Origin of the sequence: Methanoculleus sp., from assembly GCF_020696975.1 — an archaeon.
In the GTDB taxonomy this organism is placed as follows: domain Archaea; phylum Halobacteriota; class Methanomicrobia; order Methanomicrobiales; family Methanoculleaceae; genus Methanoculleus.
Genome location: NZ_JAJGBK010000032.1, coordinates 13,891 through 27,505, shown reverse-complemented (window position 1 = coordinate 27,505; position 13,615 = coordinate 13,891). Strand labels below are relative to the sequence as shown.

General features: G+C 65.3%; 14 protein-coding genes, 1 tRNA gene and 1 pseudogene. 9 read left to right on the top strand and 7 right to left on the bottom strand.

The features are described from left to right. Positions 1-68: 68 nt before the first annotated feature. The gene (locus tag QZ650_RS10095) at positions 69-1,091 is read right to left on the bottom strand and encodes an AI-2E family transporter (RefSeq protein ID WP_292522242.1); all 1,023 of its coding nucleotides are present in this window, start codon (positions 1,089-1,091) and stop codon (positions 69-71) included. Positions 1,092-1,146: 55 nt separating this feature from the next. Next, positions 1,147-2,793, bottom strand: coding sequence for a SulP family inorganic anion transporter (locus tag QZ650_RS10090; protein WP_292522039.1), 1,647 nt, complete (start codon positions 2,791-2,793; stop codon positions 1,147-1,149). A 588-nt stretch (positions 2,794-3,381) separates the two neighbouring features. Between QZ650_RS10090 and QZ650_RS10085 the strand changes: the two genes are divergently transcribed. The 5 genes and pseudogenes from QZ650_RS10085 to QZ650_RS10065 all read left to right on the top strand — a co-directional run bounded on the left by QZ650_RS10085 (position 3,382) and on the right by QZ650_RS10065 (position 4,925). Further along, positions 3,382-3,702, top strand: coding sequence for a nucleotidyltransferase family protein (locus tag QZ650_RS10085; protein WP_292522037.1), 321 nt, complete (start codon positions 3,382-3,384; stop codon positions 3,700-3,702). Then, positions 3,662-4,002 (top strand): annotated as a pseudogene (locus tag QZ650_RS10080) (HepT-like ribonuclease domain-containing protein). Before QZ650_RS10085 ends, QZ650_RS10080 begins: the two are co-directional and overlap by 41 nt. A 77-nt stretch (positions 4,003-4,079) precedes the next feature. Beyond that, positions 4,080-4,223, top strand: coding sequence for a hypothetical protein (locus QZ650_RS10075; protein WP_292522033.1), 144 nt, complete (start codon positions 4,080-4,082; stop codon positions 4,221-4,223). A gap of 72 nt (positions 4,224-4,295) precedes the next feature. Beyond that, positions 4,296-4,487, top strand: coding sequence for a DUF5320 domain-containing protein (locus QZ650_RS10070; protein ID WP_292522031.1), 192 nt, complete (start codon positions 4,296-4,298; stop codon positions 4,485-4,487). A gap of 63 nt (positions 4,488-4,550) precedes the next feature. Continuing rightward, on the top strand, positions 4,551-4,925 hold the full coding sequence (locus tag QZ650_RS10065; protein ID WP_292522028.1) for a DUF134 domain-containing protein: 375 nt from the start codon (positions 4,551-4,553) through the stop codon (positions 4,923-4,925). 135 nt (positions 4,926-5,060) lie between these two features. Here the strand turns inward: QZ650_RS10065 and QZ650_RS10060 are convergent, their stop codons facing one another. From QZ650_RS10060 to QZ650_RS10040, 5 genes are all read right to left on the bottom strand, one after another. Continuing rightward, positions 5,061-5,381 carry a nucleotidyltransferase family protein gene (locus tag QZ650_RS10060; RefSeq protein WP_292522026.1) on the bottom strand — a complete coding sequence of 107 codons (321 nt, stop codon included), beginning with the start codon at positions 5,379-5,381 and terminating at the stop codon, positions 5,061-5,063. A 388-nt stretch (positions 5,382-5,769) separates the two neighbouring features. Beyond that, positions 5,770-5,844: transfer RNA gene (locus tag QZ650_RS10055), tRNA-Ile, on the bottom strand. 153 nt (positions 5,845-5,997) lie between these two features. Next, positions 5,998-7,344 (bottom strand): phosphomannomutase/phosphoglucomutase, encoded by a 1,347-nt coding sequence (locus QZ650_RS10050; RefSeq protein WP_292522024.1) that lies wholly within the window; start codon positions 7,342-7,344, stop codon positions 5,998-6,000. Then, positions 7,345-8,517, bottom strand: a complete 1,173-nt coding sequence (nifS, locus tag QZ650_RS10045) for a cysteine desulfurase NifS (protein ID WP_292522022.1) — start codon at positions 8,515-8,517, stop codon at positions 7,345-7,347. 5 nt (positions 8,518-8,522) lie between these two features. Next, positions 8,523-10,922 carry a Lon protease family protein gene (locus QZ650_RS10040; RefSeq protein WP_292522020.1) on the bottom strand — a complete coding sequence of 800 codons (2,400 nt, stop codon included), beginning with the start codon at positions 10,920-10,922 and terminating at the stop codon, positions 8,523-8,525. 136 nt (positions 10,923-11,058) lie between these two features. Between QZ650_RS10040 and QZ650_RS10035 the strand changes: the two genes are divergently transcribed. The 4 genes from QZ650_RS10035 to QZ650_RS10020 are packed head-to-tail and all read left to right on the top strand — an operon-like array spanning position 11,059 to position 13,557. Further along, a complete protein-coding gene (locus QZ650_RS10035; RefSeq protein WP_292522503.1) occupies positions 11,059-11,454 on the top strand; it encodes a NifB/NifX family molybdenum-iron cluster-binding protein in 396 nt (131 codons plus the stop codon). 56 nt (positions 11,455-11,510) lie between these two features. Next, on the top strand, positions 11,511-11,843 hold the full coding sequence (locus QZ650_RS10030) for a NifB/NifX family molybdenum-iron cluster-binding protein (protein WP_292522016.1): 333 nt from the start codon (positions 11,511-11,513) through the stop codon (positions 11,841-11,843). Continuing rightward, positions 11,840-12,691 (top strand): ATP-binding protein, encoded by an 852-nt coding sequence (locus QZ650_RS10025; RefSeq protein WP_292522013.1) that lies wholly within the window; start codon positions 11,840-11,842, stop codon positions 12,689-12,691. The genes QZ650_RS10030 and QZ650_RS10025 overlap by 4 nt, the downstream gene beginning before the upstream one ends. Further along, on the top strand, positions 12,688-13,557 hold the full coding sequence (locus tag QZ650_RS10020) for an ATP-binding protein (protein ID WP_292522010.1): 870 nt from the start codon (positions 12,688-12,690) through the stop codon (positions 13,555-13,557). Before QZ650_RS10025 ends, QZ650_RS10020 begins: the two co-directional genes overlap by 4 nt. Positions 13,558-13,615 lie beyond the last annotated feature (58 nt).

Sequence of the window (13,615 nt, the reverse complement as noted above, 5' to 3'; positions counted from 1 at the left end):
CATCCTCCCCTGCATTGAGGTGCAGCCGAAATATGGTGGAATGTATATAAGACCTGCGCTGCCGGACCTTACTCCCGCCGCTCTCCGCTGCCCAGGAGCTCCCCGATCCACCGGGTCTCCTCCCAGCTCTCGAGGAAGAGCTTCACCGCGATCGTCAGGGGTATGGCAAGGAAGACACCGACCGCCCCGAGGATGAGCCCCCAGAATACGACGGAGAAGAGGACGACGAACGGCGAGAGGTCGAGATCCCGTCCGGCCATCCGGGGAAGGACGAGGTTCTCGGCGGCGGCGTCGATGAGGGTGACGGCGGCGATGACGGCTATCGCTCCCGCAGGCCCGAACTCGATGAAGGCGAGGAGGAGGGGCGGGATCGCGGCTGCAACGAGGCCGATGTAGGGGACGTAACTCAGGACGAAGGCGATGAACCCCCAGAGCAGCGCAAAGTCGACCCCGATGAGGGCGAGGAAGAGCCCGGTCCCCACACCGGTGATCAGGTTCACCTTCGTCCTGACGATGACATAGTCGATGAGGAGCCGGCCCGACTGCGAGAGGTGCCGGTAGGGGGAGCTCTCGGGCCCCAGGCGCCGGGCGATGCCGGCCGTGAGCCGGGGGGCTTCAAGGAGGAGGAACCCGATCCCGACGAAGACCAGGAAGGCGTCGACGGCGATACCCCCGACCTGCTGGGCAATCCCGGCGATCTGCTGGATGACGAACCCCTGGTCGATGTAGTCCCATATCGTGAAGGTGCCGGGGTCGATGCCGTAGCCGGCGAGGACGGCAGCCTGGGCTTCAAGGGCCGCCTGGTAGCGCGGCAGGGAGCGGACGAACCCGGTGAGGGCCACGCCGAGGAAGGCGATGGCTCCGGCGAAGATCCCGATGAGCCCCGCGACCACGGTTCCGGCGGCAAGGACCGGGGGCACCCCCCGCCGGGTCAGCCACGCCATGGCGGGCGCGGTGATCATCGCAAAGAAGACGGCAACGAGGAGCGGGCCGAGGATCGGCGTTGCCGCTCTCGCCCCCGCGAGCACGATGACGACCGCGGCGCCTATGATCGCGATCCGGGCAGGAGGGGAGAGGCTCTCGCCGATCATATTCACGGGAATGATATGGGCGCTCCAAAAAGAAAGAGTTTTTCCGGCCGGGTTCTCACGCTCCGGCCTCTCCTGCCCGGATCGCCTCCTGGAGCGACTCCCCGATGATCGGGGTCGCGAGGAATATGTTATTGTGGCCGATGATCGCGGCTGCTCCGATCTCTTCGAGGCCCGCAAGAAGCCGGGGTTCGACCTCGGCGAGGATGAGCCGGCCGTTGTGGCCCCGGACCCTCCGGGCGTAGCGCTCCAGCATCCGGAAGAGCCCGATGCCGGTCTCGCTCCTCCCCCGGAGGGTGAGGATGACGACGGCGCCGTTGGCCCCCTCCGGGGACGGGAGCGACCGTTCGATCGCCCGGAGGGTGGCGAAGTAGACGCTGCCGGAGATCGAGAGGATGGTGATCTCGCCGGCGGGGAGCCGGTCGGGCGCCGGTTCTTCCCGGAACATCCACTCGCCGACCGGGACGAGGCGGACGACGGTCGCCTCCCGGGTTGAGGTGACGAGGTAGATGGCGAGCGAGAGGAGGACGCCGATGTAGATGCTGTACTGGAGCGGGAGGACCTGGGTGGAGATGAAGGTGGCGATCATCCCCCAGCGTCCCGGGCGGGAGTACTTCCAGATGCAGGTGATCTCGCGGGGCTGGTAGATGAGTTCTATCCCGATGAGGATCAGGATGCCGGCAAGCGCCGGGAGCGGGATCAGTTCCGCGAGCGGCCCGGCGACGAGGATGACCGCCCCGACGATGACGCCCGATATGAGGTTCGCTGCCCGGGTCTTTGCCCCCGCGGCGACGTTCAACGCCGTCGCGGAGAGGGAGCCGGCCGCCGGGGCGGACTGGAGGAAGCTTGCGAGGATGTTCGTCGCCCCCTGCCCGGCAAAGTCCCGGTTCACGTCGGCGACGGTCCCGTCGGGCTCGGGGGTCGTCTCCGTGACCCCGACGGCCATCACGAGCCCGATGATGGCGAGCGCAAGCGCCGGAACCAGGAGCCCGGGTGCGAGGGTGATGTCGGGGATGACGGGGGCCGGGAGGCCGGCGGGGATCGCGGCGATGCTGCCCACGATCGCGACCTTTGGGAACGCGATCCGGACGAGGAGGGTGGCGATGATGACCGGGAGGAGGAGGGCGACGGGGCGGAGGCGCTCCACCCGCCGGAAGACGAGGGCAAGGGCGATGGTGAGGAGGCCGACCGCGAGCGCCCCGGGCCGGATCTCGCCCGCGTGGAGGATGAGGTCGGGCACGGCAAGGATCTGGATCGCCTCCCGCGGGAGCTGGTAGCCGGTGAGGTTGCCGAGCTGGCCGAGGACGATGAGGAGCGCTGCTCCGGTGACGAACCCCGTGAGGACGGCGTTCGATATGAACCGGGTCAGGCTGCCCGCCTTGATGAGCCCGAAGCCGAGCTGGAAGATGCCGACGAGGAGTGTCAGGACAAAGAGGGTGGCGGGGACGTCGGCCTCCGGGACCGGGGCGAGGACCGAGTAGATCGAGACCGCGAGGACGTTTGAGAGCATCACCTTGAGGTAGGTGGAGCCGGTGAGGAACGCGGCGATCGCCGTCGAGAACGCGGCGGTGTAGAGGCCGTAGACGGGGTTGATCCCGGCGACGAGGGCGAACCCCATCACCTGGGGGATGCCGACGAGGGCGGTGGTCGTCCCGGCGACGATGTCGGCGGGGAGGCTTTTCACCTGCAGTCCACCGGCGGGCATGCTCGGGGAGGGGGTGGGGTGCGGGATATAGGTTGTCCCCCGGCCGGGCAACTGTTCGGAGATTCCGAATAGTTCAGTGGGTGGGGCTGGTGCCCCCGGTGGGGCGTAATGGGCTCGTGGTCTAGCTGGTTATGACGTCGCCTGGTAAGGCGAGGAGAGATGACGTGGGCACGTGGATCGAGGGCCCGGCCAGAACTTGGATGGAATGACTATCGGACCGCTTATACGGCCAATTTCGGGCGTGAGTTTATATGGTCTAGCTGGTTATGACGCCGCCATGGATAGGCGAGGGTGCACGAGCCTAACATGAAACCGGGAACACGGCCGGATCGGCCTGGAAAGGCTATTGGACCTTGTATGTGGCAATTCTAGTATGCGAGCGCCATGGTCTAACTGGTTGTAACGTCGCCAGAATAGGCGACGTCATACCGCTAGACCATTGGGCAGACGCCGGGTTGACCCGAGCAGACCCGGGCAGCATCAAACTGACGTTCATACTCTGATACATGATGTCGTATGAAGGTTCATCCGGGCGTTTTCTGCCTGGCGCCGGAGGATATAAGTGGATAAATGCAGCATCACAGAATAATGGTATATCCACTCATCCAGATCCAGCAGAACCTTCACACCATCCGGGAGCGCTACGGTGTAGCCCGTATCGGCATCTTCGGATCTGTGGTGCGTGGCGAGGCCACCGGGGCAAGCGACATCGATATCCTGGTGGAGTTCCGGGAGGGGGAGGAGACCTTTGATCACTTTATGGGCCTCAAACTCTACCTTGAGGACCTCCTGGGACGAAGGACGGACCTCGTCATCACCGATACCCTGAAGCCCCGGATCCGGGAGACCGTCCTGGGTGAGGTCGTCTATGCCTGGGGATCTCCTCCTCTATCTGGAGGATATCCGTGATGCCATCGCCTCCATCCGCTCCTATGCAGGGGGCCGGACGTTTGAGGAGTTTGCGGGCGATCCCATGTGCCTTGATGCCGTCGTGCTCAGGTTTATCACCATCGGGGAAGCGGTGAAGCAGATCCCTGCCGATATCACCGCAGATCCCCGGAGATTGAGTGGCGAAAGTTCGCCGGGCTCCGGGATATCGGTGTCCACTCTTATTATTCGGTGAAACCGATAATCCTCTGGGATATCATCCAGACGGGGCTCGGACCCCTTGAAGATACGGTCAAAACGATGATCCGGGAAGTGGAATGAGCAGGGTGGGGTAGTTCACGGCGACTGGTATCAAACGGCAGTACATCGTAACCGACGATGGCAGAAAGATCAGGGTCGTGCTCGACATTGAGACTTTCGAGAGAATTGAGGAACTCCTCGAAAACTGTGGGGTTGCGCAGTACATGGAAGAAGTCGAGAAAGAGGAGACCCTCTCGCTCAATGAGGCGCGGCAATACTATGCGCAGATGAACAAAGGATAACATAATATTCTGCCGCATCTGATCCTTTCAAATATTTTTACTCATATGTGTAATAATTGAGGTGATACAACCATGCCAGGATTTGATGGAACCGGACCGGCCGGTCGCGGCCCGATGACGGGCGGCCGCCGTGGCCGGTGCGTCTCCCCCCTAACTCCGGGAGCGGAAGGCGAATCCCCCGCACCGGTGCTTCGCGGCGTCGGCCGGGGCGGTATCCCGTGGGGATGCGGCCGCGGTTTTGGCCGGGCACGCGGCCGGTGGTGACGGCCGGTGCCGGAGCGAAGGCACTATCTGCACGCGAGACGGATCTCTCTCCAGGATGATAGCATGAATGCAAGCGAGCCCGGCGAGGGACGTTGCCGCCGCGGGCGGGGCCGGCCCCGGGTCCGCCGGGTGATCGGGGATCCGGAGGCGTTCCGCTGTTTCGGCCCCCTCTGCGGGAGGCCTGATGCGGTCGTCGTCATCCTTCCCGAGGAGGTGGAGGCCCTGCGGCTCGTCGACCTCCAGGGGCTCGAGCAGGAGGAGGCCGCCGTCGCCCTCGGCGTCTCCCGAAAGACCCTCTGGCGCGACCTCCACGAGGCGCGGGCAAAGGTCGCGGACGCCCTGGTCCACGGGAAGACGATCCGGATCGCCGGGTGCGGCCGCCGGGAGGAAGCGGGGTGTCCCGAGGATGAGGATGCCCCCGCCGGCCCGGCGACCTGATGGCGATGGGGGCGTCGGCTCCGCGTTTTTCCTCAAAAACCGAATGCGTCCGGATTCAAACCCTCGAAGGGCCGGTTGGAGAAGTTGGTCTCGATAAACTCCATCTCCTGCAGGATGTGGGCGAGATAGACGGAGTTACGCTTCACACCAGACCACCTCACTCTCCACATCCTGCCGGATAAGCGGGTCCAGTCCTCCGACGGTGACGAGATCAACTCTTCGCCCGTATAACTCCTCCAGAAAGTCGGCGAGCGCCATGAAGTTTCGGAACGTGAGATGGCCCGGCGAGAGTTCGACCAGAACGTCCACATCACTGTCGGACCGCTCCTCGCCGCGGGCGGTGGACCCGAAGACCCCGATCTTTTCCACGCCGAACCGCTCCCGGAGTACCGGCAGCACTTCCTCAAGCCTGACGACGGACGGCGTCTTCTTCATCGGTTTCGGGGCAGTGGTCATAGCGGCACCTCACTCTTTTCTGCTCGCGGCCTTATGTCTCTGATAGTTCCTTCCTTCTCCATCGCCAAATATCTTCTGCCGGCGATGCTGCGTAACATCCTGAAGGCTCATTCGGGTCTGGTGGAGGACCGATCAACCCTGCTGCCCTTGAAAGACTGAGTGGATGCCGGACGAATCCATATTCCGCAAGCGCAGACCCGTAACCGTCATAACAGCGGACAAGATGCGAGCAAAGAGCGGCCCCCGGTCAAAACAGGCAAGAGTGTAAGCCTGGGCGGAAGGGGTATGCGTTCATGCTCGACAGTGAAGCGGCACGAATACGCCTCGATCTGATGGCGGTCCAGAAATGGAGCCCGGCCGGTCATCACGATGATATTCTGGAAAAACATGGGCCCGGAGGGATTCGAACCCACGACCGCTCGGTTATGAGCCGAGCGCTCTAACCGGACTAAGCTACGGGCCCCTGAATAAGCGTCCTGACCCGCCGAGATCCCGGAATCACAGTAACCCGTGCCGTTCCCGGGATCCGTGCAGATCACGGTGCACATAAACATCTTCCTTGAACGTTAAATACGTTGTGCGCACCAATCCGCGCCCGTCCTGCGATTCTTCCGCCCTACACCTCCCGCGCCGCCGGGTCGGCCGTCCGGATGACCGCGAGCACCTCCTGCGCCTTCTCGTCCAGGAGCTCCTTTCTTTCCGCCTCCAGGTTCAGCCGCACCACCGGCTCGGTCTGGGAAGGGCGGATATTGAACCACCAGTCGGAATAACCCGCCGTCAGCCCGTCGAGGTGGTCGAGGTCCGCGTCCCGGTAGCGCGCCGCAAGCACCGCGAGCACCGCCGCCGTATCGCTCACCCGGAGGTTGATCTCCCCGGTCGAGGGGTAGCGGTCGAGGGGCCGGATGAGTTCGGAGAGGGTCCGGCCGCTCGCCGCGAGGATGTTCGCGATATAGACCAGCGTCAGAAGCCCGTTGTCGGTGAACCCCATATCCCGGTAGTAGTAGTGCCCGGAGAGTTCCCCGGCAAACAGCGCGTTCTCTTCCCGCATCAGCGCCTTGATGAAGGCGTGGCCCACCCGTGAGCGGACGGCCCGGCCTCCGGCCTTCTCAATCGTCTCGACGACCGCCCGGCTCGACCGCAGGTCGTAGAGGATCGTCGCCCCCGCAACCTCCAGGAGCAGGAACTCCGCAATCAGCGCCGTCACCAGGTCCTCCCGGACGCGTTCGCCCCGCTCGTCGATGAACCCGCACCGGTCGCCGTCGCCGTCGAACGCCACCCCGAAGTCCGCGCCCTCCGCCACAACCCGGTCCTGGAGGTCCCGGGTCGTCTCCGGGTCGAGCGGGTTCGCGTGGTGGTGGGGGAACCGCCCGTCGGGCTCCAGGTACATCGGCACGAGCCGCCATGCCGGCACCCGCTCGAAGAGCCGGGGGACCTCCGGCCCGACCATCCCGTTGCCTGCGTCCACGACGATCTTGAGGGGTTTTGGGGCCCGGAGAAACCCGGCCACCTTCCCGATATAGGGCTCGAGCATATCGATCCTGCGGCAGGACCCGCCGGCACGGGCTGCCGGCTCCTCCCCGACCCGTGTCTCCAGGAGCGGCAGGTCCCGGTCGCCGGAGAGGGGGATGGCGTTCTCGCGGGCGAGTTTGAACCCGTTCATCTCTCCCGGGAGGTGGGAAGCCGTCACCATCGCCCCGCCGTCGAACCCCCCGGCGGCGATGGCATAGTTGAGGAGCGGGGTGCTCACCATCCCGATATCGGCAACCTCCGCCCCGGCCCCGACCGCGCCCTCGACGAACGCCCGGGCGAGCGACGCCGACGAGGGGCGCATGTCCCGCCCGACGACGACCTGCTCCGCCGCAAGGAGCCGGACGAAGGCGTTCCCGATCCGCTTTGCCGTCGCCTCATCGAGTTCGTCCGGGTAGCGCCCCCGGATGTCGTAGGCCCGGAAGATCCCGGCCATTCACGCCTCCCCCCGGAGCGGCGACATCGCCCGCAGGCGCTCGATCACCCCGGGGAGGACGGAAAGAACATAGTCCACGTCCTCCTCGGTGTTCCGCGACCCGAGGGTCAGCCGGAGCGAGCCGTGGGCGTGTTCGGGGGGGAGGCCGCAGGCCGTGAGGACGTGCGAGGGCTCAAGCGACGCCGAAGTACAGGCGCTCCCGGTCGAGGCGGCGATCCCGAACGCGTCGAGCATGAGGAGGATCGACTCGCCCTCGACGTAGCGGAACGCGACGTTGACGTTGTTCGGGAGCCGCTCGGTCGGGTGGCCGTTTAATCGGGTATCGGGGATCGCCTCCAGGATCTCCCGGATCAGCCGATCGCGCATTGCGGCGAGCCGGGGGGCCTTCTCCGGCATCTCGGCGACCGCAAGCTCGATCGCCTTCCCGAGCCCCACGATGCCGGGAACGTTCTCGGTCCCGGCCCGGCGGCCCCGCTCCTGCGCCCCCCCGTCCATGAACGTCCCGATCCGGGTCCCCCGCCGGATATAGAGCGCTCCGATCCCCTTCGGGCCGCCGAACTTATGGGCCGAGAGGGCGAGGAGGTCGGCTCCCATATCGCCCACATCCACCGGGAAGGCCCCGATCGCCTGGACAGCGTCGGTATGGAACGGGATCTTGTGGTCGCGGGCGACCTTGCTGATCGCCGCCACGGGCTGGATCGCCCCGATCTCGTTGTTTGCGGCCATCACCGAGACGAGGATGGTCTTGTCGTCGATCGCCTCCTCGACCGAGCCCGGGTCCACCCGGCCGAACTCGTCGACGGGCAGATAGGTGACCCGGTAGCCCTGCTTCTCGAGAGCCTGGCAGGGGTGGAGGACGGCGTGGTGCTCGATCGCGGAGGTGACGATGTGGTCGCCCTTCTTTTTGTTCGCCGCCGCCACTCCCTTGATCGCCCAGTTATCGGCCTCCGTCCCCCCGGACGTGAAGTAGATCTCCTCGGGGTTTGCGCCGATCGCCTCCGCCACCCTTTGGCGTGCCTCCTCGATCGCCTCCTTCGCCTCGCGGGCGAGGGAATAGAGCGAGGAGGGGTTCCCGAACCGCTCCGAGAAGTAGGGGAGCATCGCCCGGGCGACCTCCGGCCGCGTCGGCGTCGTCGCCGCATGGTCCATGTAGACCGTTCGTCGCCTCTCCATCAGGGTCACTTCGCTGCCATCGTCGGCTGGAACCCGCGCATCGTCTCCGCCATCTCGCGGAGCTGCCGGTCCACCAGGTAGTTCACCGTCCCCTCCTCGTAGGTCCCGTCCTCCCGCCGCCTGCCCGCCGGGACACCCGTCAGGACCTCGATCCCCTCGTCGATCGTCCGCACCGGGTAGATCCGGAACTTCCCGGCCTTCGCCGCCTCGACGATCTCCTCTTTGAGCATCAGGTTCTGGACGTTGCTTGCCGGGATCAGGGCGCCCTGGTTCCCGTTGAGCCCTTTTGCTTTGCAAACCTCGTAGAACCCTTCCAGTTTCTCGTTCACGCCCCCGATCGCCTGGACCTCCCCTTTCTGGTTCACGGAGCCCGTGACGGCGAGGTACTGTTTCAAGGGGAGGCCCGAGAGCGCCGAGAGGAGGGCGTAGAGTTCGGTGCTCGATGCCGAGTCGCCCTCGATCCCCTCGTAGCTCTGCTCGAAGACGAGCCGGGCCGAGAGGGAGAGGGGTTTGTCCCGCGCGTAGTTGTTGTTGAGGTAGCCGTTGATGATCAGGACACCCTTGGTGTGGATCGGTCCGCCGAGCGCCGCTTCCCGCTCAATATCCATGATCCCCTCGCGGCCGACCCCGATGCTCGCGGTCACCTTCGACGGCCGGCCGAAGGCGAAGTCCCCGAGCCCGATGACCGAGAGGCCGTTCACCTGGCCGACCTTCTCGCCCTCGGTATCGATGAGGAAGATCTCCCGCTGGATGTACTCCTCGATCTTCTTCTGGATCAGGTTCGAGCGGTAGACCTTCTCCTCGATCGCCTTCATGACATGCTGCTTTTCGATCATCTCCGCCCCGTCGCTCGCGGCGTAGAAGTTCGCCTCCCGGATGAGGTCCGCGACCGCCGCAAACTGGGTCGAGAGTTTCTCCTTATCCGCGGCGAGCCGTGACCCGTACTCGATCACCCGGGCGATCGCCTCCCGGTCCAGGTGCCGGAGGTTCTCCTCCCGGACGAGGTTGCACATGAAGTCGGCGTATTTCCCGGCGTTCTCGTCGTTTCGCTCCATCACGGTGTCGAAGTCGGCCTTGACCTTGAAGAGTTCCTTGAAGTCGGGGTCATACTGGTAGAGGAGGTGGTAGAGCATCGGGGTCCCGATGAGGGCCACCTTGATATCGAGGGGGATCGCTTCAGGCTTGATGGTCTTTGCCGTGATGAAACCCATCCGCTCCCCCGGCTCCTCGATTACGGCTTTTCCGGTCTTTAAGGCCGTCTTGAGCCCGTCCCAGGATAGGGGCGCCCTCAGGAGGTCTTCGACGTTGATGACCAGATAGCCGCCGTTGGCTTTGTGCAGCGAGCCCGGCCGGATCATCGTAAAGTCGGTCGTGAAGATACCGAACTGGACCTCCTTCTCGATCTTGCCGAGGAGATTCTGGAACGTGGGGTTCTGCTCGACGATCACCGGGGCACCCCCGGCGTCGGCGTTGTCCACGACGACGTTCACGTCGTACTTCCGGAATGGGAGTTCCCGGATGAAGGCCTGGAACTGGGGCGGGGCGCCCGGCTGTTCGGGGACCCCGAGAAAGGTCTGGAGGTTATCGAGGATATCGTTCTGGACGGCATCGATGTACTCGGGGACCTCCGGGACGTCGGCATACTTCTCCTTGAGTTCGGCGACGAGGTTGCCGATCGCGTAGAGGGCGATATCGTGGTTTAAGTTCTTGACCGCCTCGGCCCCCTGCCGTTCGACGTCCTGCACCTGCCGGAGTACGCTGCGCAGTTCGGTGTTGAGGGCATCCCGCCGCCGCAGGATCTCTGTCCGCACCTCGTCGGGGAGGTTGATGAACTCCTCGTCGGGGACCGGCTGCCCGTTGACGACCGGGATGGTCAGCAGGCCGATCGGGCTCATCTGGATGACGAACCCCGCTTCCTGAGCGCGCTGGTTGATCCGGGCGATGAGATCGGTCCTCCTCTCCTGGAGCGACTGGAGGGTCTCGTCCCGCCGTTTGGCGTACTCCTCGCTCTCGAACGACCGGGGAAGCGCCTGCCGGGCCTCCTCGATGAAGCGTTTCATCTCCTCCCGGAACCGGGGCCCTCTCCCCGCCGGGAGGGCGATGGCATTGGGCTCGTACTGGTTCTCGAAGTTGTGGACGTAGACCCAGTCGCTCGCCCGGGGTTTGCCCTTCGCGAGCTGGTCGAGGAAACTCCGGACGGCGGTCATCCGTCCGGTGCCCTGGGCGCCCGCGGTGTAGACGTTGAACCCGGGCTCCCGGATCTCAAGCCCGAACCGCAGCGCCCTGAGCGCCCGTTCCTGGCCGATGATCTCTTCGAGCGGCCGCATCTCCCCGGTGCTGGCGCACTCGACTCTTCCCGGCTCGTAGACGTTCCGGTACTCTCCAATATCCAAAGGCTGAACCATCACTCTCACCAGGTTTTACAACTACACCGCAGGATGTCGCTCGCCTTAAAAAATGTTCCCCGGTCCGGTACTGCGTCGCCCGAATGGTACGATAGATGGTTTTACTTTCTTTTGCGCATATGTGTAGTATGTCTGCATGCGGCTCCGTGTGAGCGATAGGAGACGTGAGATCATGAGGATTGCGATTGCACAGGACAAAAACCAGGTGTCCGGGCACTTCGGGCACTGTGAAGGGTATGCGATATTCGACGTGGAGGATTCGATCATCTACCGCAAAGACGACCTCCCGAACCCTGGTCACGAACCCGGGAGGCTCCCGGTCTTCCTCGCGGAGCAGGGGGTCAACCTGATCATTGCCGGCGGGATGGGGCCGCGGGCCGTCGACCTCTTCCATGGAAACGGCATCGAGGTTCTCCTCGGGATCAGCGGAAACGTCGACTACATCGCACAGGATTACATCGCCGGCCGCCTCACGCCGGGCGAGAGTTCCTGCCATCACGAGGACGGCGGGGAGTGTGGCGGGAGCCACTGAACTGGTGCGCAACCCAGCATCATGCTCATGAGTCAGAATTATCCCGAGGAACCAGTATGATTGTCAGCATCACAGCCCGCACCACGGGCACGGATGCCCCGGTCGAGCAGCGGTTCGGCCGGGCACCCTGTTTCGTCTTCGTTGATACGGAGACGGGGAAGTCGGAATCGGTTGAAAACCCCCTCATCGACGCTGCCGGCGGGGTCGGTCCCCGGGCGGTCCAGATGCTCGCGGAACACGGCGCGACCATCCTCATCACCGGTCAGGTCGGTGGAAACGCCGCCAAAGCGCTCGAAGCCGGGGGGATCAGGGCATACGCCTACCGTGGGAGCGGCACCGTGGCCGACGCCCTTGCGGAGTACGCCGCGGGGAACCTGAAGCCGCTATGAAGATCGCGATTGCAAGCGGCAAGGGCGGTACCGGGAAGAGCACGGTGGCGGCGAACCTCGCCTGCACGCTCGCCCGCTCCCGCGACGTCGTGCTCGTCGACTGCGACGTCGAGGAGCCGAACCTCCACCTCTTCTTCCCGGCCGGCGCCGTGGACGTGCCGGTGACGACGCCGGTCCCGGTGATCGACCCCACCCGATGCACCTTCTGCGGTGAGTGCGGGAGGTTCTGCAACTTCGGAGCGCTTTCGGTCCTCAAAGACCGTGTTCTGGTCTTCCCGGACCTCTGCCACTCCTGCGGGGGCTGCGTCCTCGTCTGCCCGCAGGGGGCCGTCCGGGAGGTCCGGCGCACCGTCGGCCGGGTGGCGTGCTCCCGCCCCCTCCCCCGCCTCACCCTGGTGAGCGGGGTCTTGAACGAGGGGGAGGTGCAGGCCCCGGCGGTCATCCGGGTGGCAAAGATGCTCGGCGAAGGGCACCCGCTCACCCTCTACGACGCCTCGCCGGGGATCGCCTGCCCGGTCATCGAGACCCTTGAGGGGAGCGATGCCTGCGTCCTGGTCACGGAGTCGACGCCGTTCGGGCTGCACGATCTCCGGCTCGCCGTGGAGGTGGTGGAGAGGCTCGGCATCCCCGCCGGTGTCGTCATCAACCGGAGCGATGGTGAGGATGCGGCGATCTCCGGGTTCTGCCGCGACCACGGGCTTCCCGTCCTGATGACCATCCCGTTCTCCCGGGAGATCGCCGCCGTCCAGAACCGGGGCGGGCTCATCGCTTCGCTCCTTTCGGGGTGGGAGGAGCGATTCGCCGGTCTTTACGAGGGGATAGTGCAGATTGCGGGGGTGAGCCCGTGATCCGGCTCGCGGTCGTGAGCGGCAAGGGCGGCACAGGGAAGACGATGGTGACGGCGGCGCTCGCGGACGTGAGCGCTGTGCCGCAGGTCCTCGCCGACTGCGACGTGGACGCCGCGAACCTGGAACTCCTCCTCGACCCCTGCCGGATCAGCACGGAAGAGTTCCGGGGGCTTGCGGCGGCCCGGATTGATCCCGAACGGTGCCGTGACTGCGGGATCTGCACCGACCATTGCCGGTTCGAGGCAATCGTGCGCTGCGACGATGCCTGGAGGGTGGATGCCCAGCACTGCGAGGGCTGCGGCGTCTGCACGTACGTCTGCCCGGTGGGTGCGGTCCGGATGGAGCCGCGTGTCTGCGGCGAGATCTACGTCTCGTCCACCGGGAAGGGCGATCTCGCCCACGCCCGTCTCTTCCCGGGCTCCGGGAACTCGGGGCTGCTCGTCACCGGGGTGAAGAAACGGGCGTTCGCCCGGTCGAACGGCGCCGACCTCCTCCTCGCCGACGGCCCGCCGGGGATAGGCTGCCCGCTGATCGCGACAATCGGCGGGATGGACGCGATCCTCGTCGTCACGGAGCCGGGGGTCTCGGCGCTCCACGATCTCGCACGGCTCGTCACGGTCTCCCGCCGCTTTGAGGTCCGGATCTTTGTCGCGATCAACCGGTTCGACCTTGCGGAGGATATCTGCGCCAGGATCGAGGACTACTGCGAAAAGGCGGGCATCCGGGTGGTGGGGAAGATCCCGTTCGACCCGGCGGTCGTCGCCGCGGTCCGGAGCGGCCGGCCCGTGACCCGGGGCGACTCCCCGGCGGCGGAGGCGCTTTATGCCCTCCGGGACAACCTTTTTGCCGAACTCGGGCTCATCTGAGCCCGCCAATTTTTGAACCGCTCCGCTCCCGGGAAATATCGTCAGTTGCCTGGTGGAA

Bases quoted from the DNA above. Each gene is read 5' to 3' on its own strand.
- QZ650_RS10095 (WP_292522242.1), bottom strand. From the start codon at position 1,091: ATGATCGGCGAGAGCCTCTCCCCTCCTGCCCGGATCGCGATCATAGGC.
- QZ650_RS10090 (WP_292522039.1), bottom strand. From the start codon at position 2,793: ATGCCCGCCGGTGGACTGCAGGTGAAAAGCCTCCCCGCCGACATCGTC.
- QZ650_RS10085 (WP_292522037.1), top strand. From the start codon at position 3,382: ATGGTATATCCACTCATCCAGATCCAGCAGAACCTTCACACCATCCGG.
- QZ650_RS10070 (WP_292522031.1), top strand. From the start codon at position 4,296: ATGCCAGGATTTGATGGAACCGGACCGGCCGGTCGCGGCCCGATGACG.
- QZ650_RS10065 (WP_292522028.1), top strand. From the start codon at position 4,551: ATGAATGCAAGCGAGCCCGGCGAGGGACGTTGCCGCCGCGGGCGGGGC.
- QZ650_RS10060 (WP_292522026.1), bottom strand. From the start codon at position 5,381: ATGACCACTGCCCCGAAACCGATGAAGAAGACGCCGTCCGTCGTCAGG.
- QZ650_RS10050 (WP_292522024.1), bottom strand. From the start codon at position 7,344: ATGGCCGGGATCTTCCGGGCCTACGACATCCGGGGGCGCTACCCGGAC.
- nifS (WP_292522022.1), bottom strand. From the start codon at position 8,517: ATGGAGAGGCGACGAACGGTCTACATGGACCATGCGGCGACGACGCCG.
- QZ650_RS10040 (WP_292522020.1), bottom strand. From the start codon at position 10,922: ATGGTTCAGCCTTTGGATATTGGAGAGTACCGGAACGTCTACGAGCCG.
- QZ650_RS10035 (WP_292522503.1), top strand. From the start codon at position 11,059: ATGCGGCTCCGTGTGAGCGATAGGAGACGTGAGATCATGAGGATTGCG.
- QZ650_RS10030 (WP_292522016.1), top strand. From the start codon at position 11,511: ATGATTGTCAGCATCACAGCCCGCACCACGGGCACGGATGCCCCGGTC.
- QZ650_RS10025 (WP_292522013.1), top strand. From the start codon at position 11,840: ATGAAGATCGCGATTGCAAGCGGCAAGGGCGGTACCGGGAAGAGCACG.